This window comes from Arthrobacter sp. B0316-1-20 (assembly GCF_059091865.1).
The window spans coordinates 163151-179449 of record NZ_JBNHHC010000013.1 but is presented as its reverse complement, the minus strand read 5'-3'; the positions used below and the strand labels follow the sequence as shown (position 1 = coordinate 179449).

Here is a 16299-nt window from a genome sequence, read left to right as displayed (position 1 = left end):
GGCACGCGGAGGCGGTGACGGTTCTGTGCGATGGCGGGGGCTCCCTCTGGTGGACCGGGGGGAGGTGCCGCTAGGCTCGTAGATCGTGACCACGCGCACCCAGGAAACCCGCCAGGACATCCGCATCGACCGGTTTGCCGCCGGGCTCGACGGCGACCGGCCCGACGCCAGGACCCTCGGCTGGTTCGAAGCGGTCAGGTTCGGGTTCCACGACGGCAAGCCCGATGCCTCCGACATCGCCGCCTACGCCCGGGTCTACGGGATGGACCAGCGGATCCTGTGGGGTGCCTACGACGACACGCAGCGCCCTGGCGTGTGGGACCCCCAAGTACCTGTCGCTACCTACGCCACCATGGTCAACACCCTGAACGTGGGCGGCGGGCAGCTGCTGGACACCCACCTGATCACCGCGGTGACGGTCCGGGCGACGCATCGGCGCCGCGGCCTGCTGCGGCGGATGATCACCGACGACCTGAAGCAGGCGGCCGGCCGGGGACTCGCGATGGCGGCGCTCACCGCTTCCGAGGCCACCATCTACGGACGCTTCGGGTTTGGCGCGGCGACGTTCATCCGCGAAGTGGAAATCGATGCCCGCGAACGGTTCGGGCTGCGCGCCGCCGCGACGGGGACGATGGAGTTGGCCGACCCGGCTTCGCTCCAGGACCTGGCGCCGGAAATATTCAACGGGTTCCACGCCCGGACCCCTGGCTCGGTCGGACGCCAGGCCAGTTACGCCTTCCGCGTCTCCGGCCGCTGGAGCGAGGACAAAACGTCGGAAGACAAGTCGCTGCGGGCGGCCGTCCATTACGACGGCGACGGCCGGCCGGACGGCTATGTCAGCTACCGCTTTGCCGGCTGGGACAGCAAGCCCTACACCGTGAAAGTGGCTGACCTGGTTGCCGCCGGACAGGATGCGTACGTGGAGTTGTGGCGTTACCTCGGGTCGCTGGACCTGGTGGAACGGATCAAGTTCCCGCTCGGGCCGGTGGAAGATCCGCTGGCGTGGGGACTGGCGGACAGCCGCGGCTACGAGGTGGCGGCGGTCGAAGATGTGTTGTGGCTGCGCGTGCTGGACCCTGTAGCGGCCCTCCAAGCCAGGCCGTACCTGCACGACGGCTCGTGCACACTGCGGATCACCGATCCGCTGGACATCTGCGGCGGCGCCTACCGGCTGACCGTCAAGGATGGCCGGGGAGTGGTCGACGTGCTGCCGGAGGACGCGGACGTCGACGCCACAGTGCCCGTGGATTCCCTGGGCTCGCTCTATCTGGGCGGAGTCCGGGCGCGGACCCTGGCGGCGGGCGGCCACTTCTCCGGTATGTCAGCGGAGGCAGTGTCCAGGATGGACCGACTGTTCGCAACGGACACCGCTCCGTATTGCATCACGCATTTTTGACCCTTCCGGGAGAGGGGCCGCGGGCACAGTTTCGGCGTGCACCTGCGCCTTGACGAGGCGAGTCGCTTTGCCGGGATTGGCGCGACCAGTTAGACTTATTGGGCGCGTAATGCGTATGGAGAGCCCTTCGGTGAAGGGCAGGCTCCATGAGCTTCACCAAAACACATCAGTCCGTTTCCGTAAACGGCAATGCATCCCTTGTGCTGCAGCGGTTCAATGCTGCTGCGCGCCGGGAAGCAGGGCAGCAGCGGAACTCAGAAAACTATCCACATCGGAGCCCCTACTACATGACCATCACCTCCACCGAGAAGCCCGGTACCCCGCAGGTCGCCATCAACGACATCGGTACCGCTGAAGACTTCCTCGCAGCCGTCGACGCGACCATCAAGTACTTCAATGATGGCGATCTGGTCGAAGGCACTGTCGTCAAGGTTGACCGCGACGAAGTCCTGCTCGACATCGGTTACAAGACCGAAGGTGTCATCCCCTCCCGCGAGCTTTCCATCAAGCACGACGTCGACCCGGGCGAAGTTGTCTCCGTCGGCGACGAGGTCGAAGCCCTGGTGCTGACCAAGGAAGACAAGGAAGGCCGCCTGATCCTGTCCAAGAAGCGTGCTCAGTACGAGCGCGCCTGGGGCGACATCGAGAAGGTCAAGGAAGAGGACGGCGTTGTTACCGGCACCGTCATCGAGGTTGTTAAGGGTGGCCTGATCCTCGACATCGGCCTGCGCGGCTTCCTGCCCGCGTCCCTCGTCGAGATGCGCCGCGTGCGCGACCTGGCTCCGTACATCGGCCAGCAGATCGAAGCGAAGATCATCGAGCTGGACAAGAACCGCAACAACGTTGTGCTGTCTCGTCGTGCATGGCTCGAGCAGACCCAGTCCGAGGTCCGCTCCACCTTCCTCAACAAGCTCGAGAAGGGCCAGGTCCGTCCGGGCGTCGTCTCCTCGATCGTCAACTTCGGTGCCTTCGTGGACCTGGGCGGCGTCGACGGCCTGGTGCACGTCTCCGAGCTGTCCTGGAAGCACATCGACCACCCGTCCGAGGTCGTCGAGGTTGGCCAGGAAGTCACCGTCGAGGTGCTCGAGGTGGACCTGGACCGCGAGCGCGTGTCCCTGTCCCTGAAGGCCACCCAGGAAGACCCGTGGCAGACCTTCGCCCGCACCCATGCGCTGGGCCAGATCGTCCCGGGCAAGGTCACCAAGCTGGTTCCGTTCGGTGCGTTCGTCCGCGTCGAAGACGGCATCGAGGGCCTGGTCCACATCTCCGAGCTGGCCGTGCGCCACGTGGAGCTGGCCGAGCAGGTTGTCTCCGTCAACGACGAGGTCTTCGTCAAGGTCATCGACATCGACCTGGAGCGCCGCCGCATCTCGCTGTCCCTGAAGCAGGCCAACGAGGGCGTCGATCCGGAGGGATCCGAGTTCGACCCGGCCCTCTACGGCATGGCTGCCGAGTACGACGAGCAGGGCAACTACAAGTACCCGGAGGGCTTCGACCCGGAGACCAACGAGTGGCTCGAAGGCTACGAGGCGCAGCGCGCCGCGTGGGAGCAGCAGTACGCCGACGCCCAGGCGCGCTGGGAAGCCCACAAGAAGCAGGTTGCTGCCTCGATGGCAGAGGAAGCCGAGGCTCCGAGCGAGTCCGAGGCCGCACCGACCAGCTACTCCTCCGACGCCCCGGCGGCTCCGGCCTCCAGCGGCGGCACCCTGGCTTCCGACGAAGCCCTGGCTGCGCTGCGTGAGAAGCTGACCGGCCAGTAACAACGGCCCTCGGCGCCGGGGCAACCCGGCATCGCTGACTGAGGAACCCCCGCACCCCCAGGGCGCGGGGGTTCCGCCGTCTGCTGCGCCTTTCCTAAGCGCCGGAAGACCGTCGCTGCGCGGCCGGTGCTCGCCTCGGGGTTGCTGCGGTCCTTGCCCGGTACTGGCGTGGGATTTAGGGTGAGGAACGTACGCACACCCACGCAGGCCGTTGGCCGGAATGGAGAGAACATGGCAGAAAAAGTCGACATTCACGCCTTGCAGCGATCCACAGTGTGGGACAGCGAGCAGCAGAAACTGGGCGTGGTGGGGCAGGTCCACCAGGATCCGGAGACCGGAACCATCACCTGGCTCACGGTTGGCCTGGGCCTGGCCGACACCCGCGAAAAGTTCGTGCCGGTCGCCGGAGCCCGCATCGAGTCACGCGACGTGTATGTCGCCTACAGCCATGACACCATCAAGGACTCGCCCTCGCCGGACGCGTCCGACAGCCTCACCCCTGAGGAAGAGGCCGAGTTACGCAGGTACTACGGGACCTAGGGCAGCTCGGGCGGCGAAACGGCAGCAGACGCCCAGGCACGCGGGAGCCGCTCCTCAGCGCCGTGTGCTGACGGTGACCGTGAACTTGGAGTTCCTCGCCACCTGCCGGGTGGGACCCACGAGCCGGTTCAGCGCCGGCTTGTAGGCCAGGTGGCTGTTCCAGACAGTCCAGAGTTCCCCGGCCGGCCCCAGCACCCGCCCGGCGTCGGCGAAGAGCTTCAGCGCGATGCCCGCGTGCACGGCGTTGCCAATGTGGAACGGCGGGTTGAGCACAACCAGCTGCTCGGAGGCCGCCGGTAGTGTGGACAGCGCATCGTCCCGGCAAACCTGCACGCGGTCCGCCACGGCGTTTGCTTCCGCCGTTGCACGTGCCGACGCGACGGCGGAGGCCGACTGGTCGGTGGCCAGTACCCGCATGCCCGGGCGTGAGAGGGCCAGATAGGCCGCGATGGATCCGTTGCCGCAACCGAGGTCGACGGCGCGCTCCGCCTGCCGGGCGCCCGCCAACAAGGGCAGCAGGAACCGTGTCCCGGGATCCAGCTTGGGCCCGCCGAAGGTGCCGCCGAAGGCAAGCAGTCGCAACGGAACCGGCAGCCCGACGTCATGCTCTTCCGCCAGGGGAAAGCGCCCGCCCGTCGCCGGCAGCGGACCCGTGGCCGTGAGCACGCGTGCCTTCTGCCGCGCCAGCCCCGCGGTCACGGAAGAGAAGGAGGCGCCGAGCACGGAATTCATCGCGGTGGTCATGTGCTTGACGCGCCCGCCCGCCAGTACGGTGACGCCCGGCGAGGCGGCCGCCGCGATACAGCCGGCGATCTCCTCCAGCGCATCCAGCGCGCGGGGCAACTGCAGCAGCACGAGCCGTGCGTCGTCGAACGCCGCCGGTTCCAGCAGGAAATTCCGGTAGCCTGCCAGTCCCATCCGCGCGGCGTTGTTGGCCAGGGCCCGCTCGGAGCTGAGCGGGTCCTGAATCACGCGCATGCCCTGCTTGCCGGCTGCCGCGAGGGCCAGCGTCAGCGCCCCGTAGTGGTCGTTGACGACCGTGATCCGGCTGCCGTCCACGCCGTCCAACAGGGGCGCGGCGGTGTCCAGGAGCAACCTGTCCGCCGCGTCGTAGGCGAAGAGGTTGTCAGCCTCCACATCCGGCCAGCGCCGGAGCTCGGGATAATCGAACGCGGGCCGCTCAGTCAAGGTCCACCCATTTCGTGCCCAGCGGGTCCGCGCCCGAACCACCCGAGGTCAGCGCGGCAAGCTGCTCCTCGAACCGGGAAATGACCGCTGGCTCGTCGTCGATCGCCAGGCTGATCCGGACCCCGTCGGCTCCGTACTCGCTGCCAAGCACCACGGTGCCCGCCGCGCGCAGGTCATTTTCCAAACGCCCGGCGTGGGCATGCGCCGCCGGCACCGCGAACAGGCGCATCCGGCGCCGCCGGACCAGCGGCGCGGCCGCCACGGCCTGCGACACCGACTCCGAATAGGCCCGCACCAGTCCTCCGGCTCCCAGCAGGACGCCCCCGAAATAGCGGACGACGACGGCCGCGACGTCGCTGAGGTCCGTCACCCCGGGCGCCGTCTCGCGTTTGAGCAGGGCCTCCAGCATGGGCGCCCCGGCCGTGCCGGCGGGCTCGCCGTCGTCGTTGGAGCGCTGGACGCCCCGGTCCGGGCCCAGCAGGAAGGCACTGCAGTGGTGCCGGGCGTCGTGGAATTCGCGGCGCAGCTCCGCGACCAGGCCGCGGGCTTCTTGCTCCGTTTCCACCCGCCGCAGCACCGTGATGAACCTCGAGCGTTTGATTTCGATCTCGTGCCGGTGCTCGCCGGCTACCGTGGTGTAGCTGCTGCCGGGGGACGGGGGAACCATAGGATCCAGCCTAGTGCGCCCGCCCGGTCCCTTGTCCGGGGGGCTCACGCGTGCCTAGTGTGGGTGCACAGGGCCGCGCCCGCGGTGCGGCCGGAAAGCGCAACGAACGGCGGAACCATGGCGAAAAACCAACCGGAATTCGACCCCCGTGTTTCAGGCGGAAAGGGCCACGGCCCGGCCGCACCTGAGGGCGTCAACGAAGGCCGGGTATCGGCCGACCAAGGCGACTCGGCCAACCCCGATCCCGAGAGCCAGAACATCACCGGACTGGAACCCGGCGGTGGCGTTCCGCCCGGAGAAACGCCGCCCGCCGAAGACCAGATGAGCGCAGACCAAGGGCACGAGGAGTAGCGGGCCCGGGCACCAAAGCCCGGGGGAGGCAGGGCACCGAGGCTTGCGGAGGCAGGACGACGGCGGGCCAGTGCCCGGCAGGACGACGGCGGGCCCGGTGCGGAGGAAGGACGCGGGCGGGCCGGCGCCCGGACCGCCCGCAGCACGTTGGGCCCGCGGTGGCGCGTTGCCTGTCCGCGTGCTGGCTAGACTAAGGCCGTGCTCAGAATCGGACTCACCGGAGGCATCGCCGCCGGAAAATCGCTGGCTGCCCGGCGGCTGGCCGAGCTCGGCGCCACCCTCATCGACGCCGATGCCATCGCCCGGGAAGTGGTAGAGCCCGGCACCGACGGCCTGCGCGCCGTCGTCGACGCGTTCGGCCCCGGGATCCTCACGGCCGACGGCCGGCTTGACCGTCCGGCGCTCGGTGCCCTGGTCTTCAACGATCCCGAACACCGCGAGCGCCTGAACGGGATCGTGCACCCGCTGGTCCGCGCCACCGCTGCCGCGCGGGCGGCGGCGGCGGGCGAGGGCGCCATCCTGGTGCAGGACATCCCGCTGCTGGTGGAAACCGGGCAGAGCCCCTCCTTCCACCTGGTGCTGGTGATCGATGCGCCCGAAGCCGAGCGGCTGCGGCGCATGGTGGAGGACCGCGGCATGAGCGAAACCGACGCCCGCTCCCGCATCGCCGCCCAGGCCCCGGCGGCCGAACGCCGGGCCGCCGCCGACGTCGTGCTGGAAAACAACGGCAGCCGGGAGGAATTGTCAGCGGCGCTGGACGCGCTCTGGGCGGAACGCCTGATGCCCTTCAACCGCAACCTCTTGGCCGGGCGGCTGGCTCCGCGCACCGGCCCGCCGGTCTTGCTCGACCCCCAGCCACACTGGCCCACGCAGGCAGCCCTGCTCGCGGCGCGGATCAGCCGCGCCGACCCGCGCATCCTTGCCGTCGACCATGTTGGTTCGACCGCCGTTCCGGGGCTGCCGGCCAAGGACGTGCTGGACCTGCAGGTGACCGTGGGCAGCCTGGACGACGCCGACTCCGCCGCGGACGCACTCGCGGCCGCCGGCTTCCCGCGCTGGCCCGGCACCTGGCGTGACACCCCGAGACCACAGCACCCGGAGCCCGGGGACTGGCAGAAAAGACTGCACGGCAACGCCGACCCGGGCCGCGCCGTCAACGTCCACATCCGGGCAGCAGGTTCCCCGGGGTGGCGCTACGCCCTGCTGTTCCGCGACTGGCTGCGGGCCAACCCCCGCGCGGCTGCGGCCTATCTGGCCGAGAAGCGTCGGCTCGCCAGCCTGCATGCGTCCGACCCCTCCACCGGCGCCTACGCACGTGCGAAGGACGACTGGTTCAGCCGGACGGCCGATCCGCAGATGAACGAATGGGCCCGGGACACCGGGTGGAAACCGCCCGCCGTCGGCAGCTAGCGGCGCCGGCCTCACCCCGCGGACGGGGCGAACTGGCTGGCGGTGAACACGGCGCCCTGCGGGTCCCGGATCAGGGCATCCCGGGTCCAGTCGGACGTGGTTTGGCCAAGCACCGTCCCGCCCCGGCGTTCAGCCTCGGCGGCGGTCTCGTCGCGGTCGGCGACCGTGAACGCCACGTGCCAGTGTGCCGTCTCGCCGGGCTGCAGGCCCGTGAGCCACCCGATGGCATCGGCGAATCCCGGCGGGACGTTGATGCCCGACTGGCGCTCGCGGATGCCGGGATCACTGGTCGCCTGCAGGTGGTCGCCATAGCCGGGGACGCGAATCATGCTGCCGAAACCGACGTCGTCGAAGCGCCAGCCGAAGACCTCTCCGTAGAAGGCCGACGCTGCGGCGGGATCGGCGGCGTGCAGGTCGCTGAAGTTCCAGGCGCCCGGCATATTGACCGCCTGGGCACCCGGCCGGTTCCGCGCCTGCCAGAGCCGGAACGGGACGCCGGCCGGATCCGCACACAGCGTCGCCCGGCCGCCGTCACCTGCGTCGGCCGGGCCGGAGAGCACCTGACCGCCCGCGGAGCGGATCCTCTCCGCCGCCGCTTCCGAATCCAAGACGGCGACGTACGTGTTCCACGCGGGGGTGGCGCCCGCTGTGCCCTCGCCGAGGCCGGCAACGTCCCGGCCGTCGAGCCTGGCGATCACATAGCGCGGAGATACCCCCGGCGGAGTGGCCTCGGCGAAGGTCCAGCCAAAGATCCCGCCGTAGAAGTCCTTGGCCGCCTCAAGGTCACGGTGTTCGACGTCGATCCACGACGTCACACCCTCGGGATAGGTCCGGACGAGGTCCATGGCGTGCCTTCCGTTCATCGTCGGCTGCACCCACAGATTTACCGCACGCGGCGGCTACCGGGCAATGGTCAGCGGGCAAGGCACGCGCGGATCCGCTGCCCGGGTTAGGCCCAGAGCGATTCCGGACCCAGCCTGACCGCAATCGGGTCTACCGTTAACGTCATGAGTCTTGCGCAGGACATCAAACGCGTTGTGGCGCCCTTCGAAGTCGTCAGCGAATTCCAGCCCGCCGGCGACCAGCCGGCCGCCATCGCAGAACTGACCGAACGGATCCAGGCGGGCGAGAAGGACATCGTGCTGCTCGGTGCCACCGGCACCGGCAAGTCCGCGACCACCGCCTGGCTGGTGGAAAAGGTGCAGCGGCCCACCCTGGTGCTGGTGCAAAACAAGACCCTGGCCGCGCAGCTGGCCAACGAGTTCCGTGAGCTGCTGCCCAACAACGCCGTGGAGTACTTCGTCTCCTATTACGACTACTACCAGCCGGAAGCCTACGTGGCACAGACGGATACTTTCATCGAGAAGGACTCCTCCATCAATGAGGAAGTCGAACGTTTGCGCCACTCTGCCACCAACGCGCTGCTGACCCGGCGCGACGTCATCGTGGTGGCCACCGTGTCCTGCATCTACGGTCTGGGCACGCCGGAAGAATACATCGCCGGCATGGTCACGCTCCGTAAGGGCGCGGAAATGAACCGGGATGACATGCTGCGCCGGTTCGTCGCCATGCAATATGCCCGCAACGACATCGACTTCCACCGGGGCACGTTCCGGGTCCGGGGCGACACCGTGGAGATCATTCCGATGTACGAGGAACTGGCCGTGCGGATCGAGTTCTTCGGGGACGAAATCGAGAACATCCAGACGCTGCATCCCGTTACCGGGGAGATCATCCGCGAAGAGACTGAAATGTACGTCTTCCCGGCATCGCATTATGTGGCCGGTGAGGACCGGATGAGCCGGGCGATCAGGGACATCGAGGACGAACTGCGCGACCGGCTGCAGGTCCTGGAGTCGCAGAACAAGCTGGTGGAGGCGCAGCGGCTGCGGATGCGCACCACCTATGACCTCGAAATGATGCAGCAGATGGGGTTCTGCAACGGCATCGAGAACTACTCGCGGCATATCGACGGCCGCGGTCCGGGCACCGCGCCGCACTGCCTGCTGGATTACTTCCCGGACGATTTCCTGCTGGTGATCGACGAATCGCACGTTACTGTGCCGCAGATCGGCGCGATGTACGAGGGCGACATGTCCCGCAAGCGCAATCTGGTGGACTACGGTTTCCGCCTGCCGTCCGCGATGGACAACCGGCCGCTGAAGTGGGACGAGTTCCTGGAACGGATCGGCCAGACCGTCTACCTCTCCGCCACGCCGGGCAAGTACGAGCTGTCCAAGTCCGACGGCTATGTCCAGCAGATCATCCGGCCCACGGGCCTGGTGGACCCCGAGGTCATCGTCAAGCCGACCAAGGGCCAGATCGACGACCTGCTGGGCGAGATCAATGCGCGCGTGGAGCGTAACGAACGCGTCCTGGTCACCACGTTGACCAAGCGGATGGCCGAGGACCTCACCGACTACCTGAACGAGCACGGCGTGAAGGTCCAGTACCTGCACTCCGACGTGGACACCCTTCGCCGGGTCGAACTGCTCCGCGAGCTGCGGATGGGCACATTCGACGTGCTGGTGGGCATCAACCTGCTGCGCGAGGGCCTGGACCTGCCGGAGGTCTCGCTGGTCGCCATCCTGGACGCAGACAAGGAAGGCTTCCTGCGCAGCAGCACCTCGCTGATCCAGACCATCGGCCGTGCCGCCCGCAACGTGTCGGGGCAGGTGCACATGTACGCGGACAAGATCACCGACTCGATGGCCAAGGCGATCGAGGAGACGAACCGCCGCCGGGAGATCCAGGTCGCGCACAACAAGAAACACGGGGTGGACCCGCAGCCCCTGCGGAAGCGGATCGCCGACATCACCGACCAGCTGGCCCGCGAGGACGCCGACACCGAGCAACTTCTCAAGGAGTTCGACTACGGCAAGGGCAAGCGGGGGTTGTCCGCCGCCGTGCCCAAGGACAAGATCCGCCGCGACGGCCTGGCTGCGGCACCGGCCGAGGATTTGGGCGAGCTGATCGCCCAGATGACGGAGCAGATGCACGCCGCCGCGGCGGAGCTGCAGTTTGAGCTGGCTGCCCGGCTGCGCGACGAGGTCTCCGACCTGAAGAAGGACCTCCGGCAGATGCGCGCCGCGGGCCACGCCTAGGCCCTCAACAGCCTGCCGCCCGCACTTCCGGCGGTGAAACGACGACGGCGGTGCGCACCCGCCGTCGTCACGCGCACCTGCGCTACACTTGACCGAGCGTAGGGGAGTATCCCGAACACTGTGGACGTCAACACGCGGGGCATCGACGCCCCGCCGGGCGCAGTGGCCTGGCCGCAGAGCGGCAGGCGGAGAGACTTGCGGCGAACACTCGCACCCGCGCACCGCACCCGCGCGGCATCTTCTGTGAAAGGCAAGGTTCCGTGTCGGACCAATTATCGCTGTCCTTTGAGATCACGTCCTTCGTGGTCCTGGGCGCCATCCTGCTGTTCGACCTGCTGTACGTGGTCAAGCGGCCGCACGAGCCGTCCATGAAGGAAGCCGGCCTCTGGGTCGGTTTCTACGTCACCCTGGCGCTGATCTTCGCGGGCATGCTGTTTTGGCAGGCCGGACCCGACTACGGCCAGGAATTCGTGGCGGGCTGGATCACCGAGTACAGCCTCAGCGTGGACAACCTGTTTGTCTTCATCATCATCATGGCCAGGTTCTCCGTGCCGAGGAAGTACCAGCAGGAAGTGCTGATGTTCGGCATCATCATCGCGCTGATCCTGCGGGGCATCTTCATCTTGCTGGGCGCGACGCTGATCGCCCAGTTCAGCTGGGTCTTCTACATCTTCGGGGCGTTCCTGCTCTGGACCGCCTGGAAGCAGGCAACAGACTCGGGCGAGGACGAGGAAGAGGGCTCCGAGTCCGGGCTGATCTCCCGGCTGACCAAGAAGCTGCCGGTCAGCGAGCACTACGACGGCAACAAGCTGCGCACCACGGTCGACGGCAAGCGCCTGTTCACCCCCATGGTCATGGTCTTCATTACCATCGGTATGACCGACCTGCTGTTCGCTGTAGACTCCATCCCGGCGATCTTCGGCCTCACCCAGAGCGCGTTCATCGTCTTCACGGCGAACATCTTCGCGCTGATGGGTCTGCGCCAGCTTTACTTCCTGTTGGGCGGCCTGATGGACCGCCTGGTCTACCTCAAGCACGGGCTGTCGGTCATCCTGGCCTTCATCGGCGTGAAGCTGATCTTCCACGCGCTGCACGAGAACGAGTTGCCGTTCATCAACGGCGGCCAGCACGTCGAGTGGGTCCCGGAGATCAGCACCCAGCTGTCGCTCGGAGTGATCATCGGCACCCTGGTGGTCGCCACGGTGGCCAGCCTGCTCAGCCCGGCCGGCCGTCAGGCAGCCATCGATGCGCGGCTGGCGAAGGACGCCGAGCGCGCAAGGGCCGACAGCGAGGCCGCAAGGGCCGACAGCGAGGCCGCCCGGGCCGACGCCGAGCCGGCCCGGTCCAACGCTGAGCGCGTCCAGTCGGAGGCCGAGCGCGCCAAGTCCGACACCGAGTAACGGCGGTTTAATCGGTTGCAGGTCGACTAGGATCGGCGTGTGACCCAGCAACCAGACGCGGCGCTGAACGCAGACCCTCGCACGAGGGCCGTTCAGCGCCGCGTCGTTGTTTCCCTGTCCCTGGCCCAGCTGTTCAGCGGCTTGGGCCACGGCGCCGGGCTGGCCATCGGCTCGCTGCTGGCCGTGGAGCTCACCGGCAGCGAGGCCCTGGCGGGAACGTCCACGATGGCGATAGCACTGGCGGGCGCGCTGGCGGCGCTGCCGTTGGCCGGTGTCGCCGCCCGTTCCGGACGCCGGCGGGCGCTGGTCACCGGTCTGCTGCTGGCCCTGCTGGGTTCGGCGTTGATGGCGCTGGCACCGGTCACCGGATCCTTTGCGGTGCTGCTGGCCGGCTCCGCCCTCTTGGGGGTCGGCAACGCGGCCAACCTGCAGGCCCGTTTCGCGGCGGTGGACCTGGCCGTGCCACAGCATCGCGGCCGGGACCTGGCCTTCGTGGTCTGGTCCATCACGGTCGGTGCCGTGGCCGGCCCCAACCTGATCCGCCCGGGCGCCGAATTGGGCGCTGCGCTCGGGTTGCCCGAATCCTCCGGACCATTCCTGTTCTCGATGGCGGGCATGGCCATCGGCGCGGCGCTGCTGCTGGTGGGCCTGCGGCCGGACCCGTTGGGCTATGCGCGCGCACGCGGCGGCGGGGAAGCCCTACCGGTCAACCGCCGCGGAACCCTGCGGACGGGCGTGGCGGCGATCCGGCACCATCCCATGGCCGCGCTCGGATTGGCGTGCGTGGTGGGCGCCCAGCTGGTGATGGTAGCGGTGATGTCCATGACGCCCGTGCACCTGCAGGCGCTGGACCATGCCGGCGGGCACCAGCACAGCCAGACAGACACGTTCGCCATCATCGGCTTCACGATCTCGCTGCACCTGGCCGGCATGTACGCACTCTCGCCGCTGATGGGCTGGCTGACCGACCGGCTGGGACGAACCCGCACCATAGCGGCCGGGCAACTGGTCCTCCTGGCCGCGACGGCGCTGGCCGGGTTGGGACAGCAGGACACGTGGCTGGTGGGTGCCGGTCTGGTGTTGCTGGGCCTGGGGTGGTCGGCCTCGGTGATTGCCGGCTCCACGCTGTTGGCCGAGTCGGTGCCGGAGTCCGGCCGCGTGCCGGCCCAAGGCCTGTCCGACACGCTGATGGGCGCCGCCGGGGCCATGGGGGCAGCCCTGTCCGGCCCGCTGCTGGCCGCCCTGGGGTTCGGCGGCCTGAACGCGGCGGCCGCCGTCGTTGCCTGCGTCTTGCTGGCGATGGCTTTCGCCGCCCGCAGCCGGGGCATCCCGGCAGGCGTGGGTGTCGGCGACAGGAGCCCATCGTGAGCCATCGGGTAAAAGCGCATTCGGGCACGTTTGCCGGGCCGTGAGGGACGGCAGTCAGCCCCGGACCATGCCGAGCAGGCGCCGGAAGACGGCCTCGCCGTCGTCCGCAATGCCGTCGTGATGGAACTCACCGGTTTCCCAGACCTGCAGCCCCTTCACCCGCGCGGCCGTTTCCAGGGACAGGCCGCGCTCCACGTAAATGTCGTCGCGATAGACGGCCGCGGCGGCGGGGACGTCGTTCCCGGCCAGCCGGTCGGCGTCGTAGAGCGCCGGCCAGTCCGACTTCGCCGCCAGCAGCTCGGCCACCTCCCGCAGCGGCACCAGGGCCGGGTCCTGCTCGAAGTACCAGGGATAGACCATCTCGCCGGTGAGCAGCGGCTCGTCCGCCTCCGGGGCGAACTGCGGGAACTCCCGGAGCACGCGCCACGCCGCCCACCCGGTCGCTTCGCCCTGAGCATAGATGGATTCGTGCATCAGGGCATAGAGGGGGTTGGAAGCACGGCCCGCCAGCGCGGAGACCTGCTCAAGGAAGGTATCCGAGAGCCGCCGGCCGGACGGCGTCGGGACAAAGGCGTCCTCCAGCAGGTAGTGCAGGGCGTCGATCCGGGTGTTGCCGCCCAAAAACGACCCGGCCATCTGAAACCGGCCGGTGGTCAGTCGCTCGCCGGACGGCAGGTACTCGGGCACCGATTCCAGGTGTCGTGCGACGGCGGTGACCCGGGCCCGGTCTTCCGGGTAGCGGGCGAAGTATTCCCGGTTGCGTGCTTCCACCCGGGGAAACGTGGCCCGGTAGACCTGCTCGGCTCCTCCCGCCAGCGGGGCCAGGCCGCCGGTGATCAGCACTTCCCGCAGCCCCTCGGGTGCGAGGGAGAGGTAGGTCAGCGCACAGAAGCCGCCGTAGCTCTGCCCGAAGATGCTCCACGGTCCGCTGCCGAGCTCCTGCCGGATCAGCTCGGCGTCACGCACGATCGAGTCCGCACGGAAATGGCACAGGAAGGCCGCCTGCGCCGCCGCGTCGCCGCGCAACGGCAGCGTCTGCCGGTTCACGGGGGAGGAGAGGCCGGTGCCGCGCTGGTCCAGCATGAGGATGCGGAAGGTCTTGGCCGCCTCCTTCATCCAGCCGGACAACGACGTCACCCGGTTGCCTCGGCCGCCGGGCCCGCCCTGCAGGAACAGCAGCCACGGCAGACGCGCCGCGGCGCCGTCGTCGTGTTCCAGGGATGAATACTCGCGGGCGAAGATCTCGAGGGTTTCGCCGTCCGGATCCGCATGGTCGAGCGGCACGTCAAAGAAATACCCGGCCGTCCGCATGCCGCGGATGCGGTGCGTTCCGGTCACTCGGTGTCCGGTCACGGGTGCACCCGGCCGGCGCCCGAGCCGAACGAGGCGAGGGCGTCGCCGGCCAGCCGGAACGTCGACCATTCCTCCTGCATCCGGGCGCCGAGGCTGCGGTAGAAGTCGATGGACGGGCGGTTCCAGTTCAGTACCGCCCACTCCACCCGGGCGTACCCCGACGCCACCGCGTGGCTGGCCAACGTCTGCAGCAGGGCCTTGCCGTAGCCGCGTCCGCGGGCCTCGGGCCGTACATACAGGTCCTCCAAATAGATGCCGTGCACACCCTCCCACGTGGAAAAGTTCCGGAACCAGAGGGCGAAACCCTGCACACCGCCGTCGTCTTCCGCCACGTGCGCGAAGACCGACGGCCGGGCCGAAAACAGGGCGTGCCGCAGCTGTTCGGGCGTGGTTTTGACCGCGTCCGGTTCCTTCTCGTACACGGCCAGGTCGCGGATCAGGTCGAGGATAACGGGGACATCGGCTTCGTCGGCCGGGCGGATCACAGACATGACAAAAGCCTAGCGTCCCGGAGCGGGCGCTACGGCTTGAGCACCACCTTGATGCAGCCGTCGTCCTTCTTCTGGAATTTCTCGTACATTTCCGGGGCCTGAGCCAGCGGGGCCGTGTGCGTGACCAGGTCGCCGACGCCGAGCGGATCCGCCGGATCAGCCGCCAGCGGCAGCACATCGTCGATCCAGCGCCGGACGTTGCACTGGCCCATCCGCAGCGTGACCTGCTTGTCGAAGAGCGTCAGCATCGGCATGGGGTCGGCCTGGCCGGCGTAGACGCCGGACAGCGAGATGGTGCCGCCGCGGGCCACGGCGTCGATCGCGGCGTGCAGGACGGAGAGGCGGTCCAGCCCTGCCGTCGACATCAGCTTCCTGGCCACGGGGTCGGGGAGGAGTCCGACGGCGAATTGCGCGGTGGCCGCCGCGGTCGCGCCGTGCGCCTCCATGCCGACGGCGTCGACCACCGACTCCGGACCGCGGCCCCGGGTCGCGTCGCGCAGTTCGTCGGCGATCTTTGGTCCCCACATCAGGGTCTCGATGCCGTGCCTGCGGGCCATTTCCAGCCGCTCCGGAACAAGGTCGATCCCGATCACGCGGTGGCCCAGATGGCGGCCGATGCGGGCGGCGAACTGGCCGACCGGCCCGAGCCCGAAAACCGCCAGCGTGCCGCCGTCGGGAACCTGGGCGTAGGCCACCGCCTGCCACGCGGTCGGGAGGATGTCGGAGAGGAACAGGTATTGCTCGTCCGGCGCCTGGCTGTCCTCGATCTTGATGGGGCCGTAGTCCGCGTGCGGGACGCGCAGGAACTCGGCCTGCCCGCCCGGAACCGAGCCGTAGAGCTCGGTGTAGCCGAACAGTGCGGCACCTGAACCCTTGTCCTTGACCTGCGTGGTTTCGCACTGCGACTGCAACCCCCGGCTGCACATGTGGCAGCGCCCGCACGCGATGTTGAAGGGAACCACCACCCGGTCGCCGGGCTTGAGCCCCGGCACGGCGCTTCCGGTCTCCTCGACGATCCCCATGGGTTCATGGCCCAGGACGTCGCCGGGCGACAGGAACGGGCCAAACAGCTCGTAGAGGTGCAGATCGGATCCGCAGATGGCGGTGGAGGTCACCCTGATGATGGCGTCCGTGGGTTCCCGCAGCACCGGGTCCGGAACCTGCTCGACGCTCAGCTTCCGTTTGCCTTGCCAGGTCAGTGCTTTCACGCTTGTCCCCCTGTCGCGCCGCCCGGGGGAGCGCAGGCCGCGCCCCCCGGAAGGTAAGTGTGC

The 16299-nt window shown here is 68.6% G+C and carries 14 protein-coding genes; 8 read left to right on the top strand and 6 right to left on the bottom strand.

The features are described from left to right. Positions 1 to 85: 85 nt before the first annotated feature. From AC5RW2_RS21650 to AC5RW2_RS21640, 3 genes are all read left to right on the top strand, one after another. Positions 86 to 1396 carry a GNAT family N-acetyltransferase gene (locus AC5RW2_RS21650; protein WP_494074525.1) on the top strand — a complete coding sequence of 437 codons (1311 nt, stop codon included), beginning with the start codon at positions 86 to 88 and terminating at the stop codon, positions 1394 to 1396. Between the two features lie 287 nt (positions 1397 to 1683). Beyond that, entirely contained in the window at positions 1684 to 3156 is a 1473-nt protein-coding gene (gene rpsA, locus AC5RW2_RS21645; protein WP_493980210.1) for a 30S ribosomal protein S1, read from the top strand. A gap of 231 nt (positions 3157 to 3387) precedes the next feature. Next, positions 3388 to 3696: a PRC-barrel domain-containing protein gene (locus tag AC5RW2_RS21640; RefSeq protein WP_494013903.1), complete on the top strand. Its 309-nt coding sequence runs from the start codon at positions 3388 to 3390 to the stop codon at positions 3694 to 3696. A gap of 54 nt (positions 3697 to 3750) precedes the next feature. On the opposite strand, the gene AC5RW2_RS21635 is transcribed toward AC5RW2_RS21640, so the two are convergent. Both AC5RW2_RS21635 and AC5RW2_RS21630 read right to left on the bottom strand, forming a co-directional pair. Further along, positions 3751 to 4884 (bottom strand): class I SAM-dependent methyltransferase, encoded by a 1134-nt coding sequence (locus AC5RW2_RS21635; protein ID WP_494023154.1) that lies wholly within the window; start codon positions 4882 to 4884, stop codon positions 3751 to 3753. Further along, positions 4877 to 5551 (bottom strand): IMPACT family protein, encoded by a 675-nt coding sequence (locus tag AC5RW2_RS21630; protein WP_494023153.1) that lies wholly within the window; start codon positions 5549 to 5551, stop codon positions 4877 to 4879. The genes AC5RW2_RS21635 and AC5RW2_RS21630 overlap by 8 nt, the downstream gene beginning before the upstream one ends. A 117-nt stretch (positions 5552 to 5668) precedes the next feature. On the opposite strand from AC5RW2_RS21630, the gene AC5RW2_RS21625 reads away from it, so the two are divergent. Beyond that, on the top strand, positions 5669 to 5902 hold the full coding sequence (locus AC5RW2_RS21625) for a DUF6480 family protein (RefSeq protein WP_493999616.1): 234 nt from the start codon (positions 5669 to 5671) through the stop codon (positions 5900 to 5902). A 198-nt stretch (positions 5903 to 6100) separates the two neighbouring features. After that, a complete protein-coding gene (coaE, locus tag AC5RW2_RS21620; RefSeq protein WP_494074524.1) occupies positions 6101 to 7312 on the top strand; it encodes a dephospho-CoA kinase in 1212 nt (403 codons plus the stop codon). Between the two features lie 11 nt (positions 7313 to 7323). Here the strand turns inward: coaE and AC5RW2_RS21615 are convergent, their stop codons facing one another. Further along, positions 7324 to 8157 carry a VOC family protein gene (locus AC5RW2_RS21615; RefSeq protein ID WP_494023151.1) on the bottom strand — a complete coding sequence of 278 codons (834 nt, stop codon included), beginning with the start codon at positions 8155 to 8157 and terminating at the stop codon, positions 7324 to 7326. A 162-nt stretch (positions 8158 to 8319) separates the two neighbouring features. Here AC5RW2_RS21615 and uvrB point away from each other — a divergent pair, with 162 nt between their 5' ends. The 3 genes from uvrB to AC5RW2_RS21600 all read left to right on the top strand — a co-directional run bounded on the left by uvrB (position 8320) and on the right by AC5RW2_RS21600 (position 13184). Then, a complete protein-coding gene (gene uvrB, locus AC5RW2_RS21610) occupies positions 8320 to 10416 on the top strand; it encodes an excinuclease ABC subunit UvrB (protein ID WP_494074523.1) in 2097 nt (698 codons plus the stop codon). A gap of 260 nt (positions 10417 to 10676) precedes the next feature. Continuing rightward, positions 10677 to 11816, top strand: a complete 1140-nt coding sequence (locus AC5RW2_RS21605) for a TerC/Alx family metal homeostasis membrane protein (protein ID WP_493999620.1) — start codon at positions 10677 to 10679, stop codon at positions 11814 to 11816. Between the two features lie 39 nt (positions 11817 to 11855). Further along, positions 11856 to 13184: an MFS transporter gene (locus AC5RW2_RS21600; protein ID WP_494074522.1), complete on the top strand. Its 1329-nt coding sequence runs from the start codon at positions 11856 to 11858 to the stop codon at positions 13182 to 13184. 54 nt (positions 13185 to 13238) lie between these two features. Here the strand turns inward: AC5RW2_RS21600 and AC5RW2_RS21595 are convergent, their stop codons facing one another. Genes AC5RW2_RS21595 through AC5RW2_RS21585 form a run of 3 tightly spaced genes read right to left on the bottom strand, consistent with a single transcriptional unit; the run spans position 13239 to position 16236 of the window. Beyond that, positions 13239 to 14495, bottom strand: coding sequence for an alpha/beta fold hydrolase (locus AC5RW2_RS21595; protein ID WP_494001249.1), 1257 nt, complete (start codon positions 14493 to 14495; stop codon positions 13239 to 13241). Positions 14496 to 14533: 38 nt separating this feature from the next. Then, positions 14534 to 15028, bottom strand: a complete 495-nt coding sequence (locus AC5RW2_RS21590) for a GNAT family N-acetyltransferase (RefSeq protein ID WP_493999622.1) — start codon at positions 15026 to 15028, stop codon at positions 14534 to 14536. Positions 15029 to 15057: 29 nt separating this feature from the next. Beyond that, entirely contained in the window at positions 15058 to 16236 is a 1179-nt protein-coding gene (locus AC5RW2_RS21585) for a zinc-dependent alcohol dehydrogenase (protein ID WP_493999623.1), read from the bottom strand. Between the last annotated feature and the right edge of the window lie 63 nt (positions 16237 to 16299).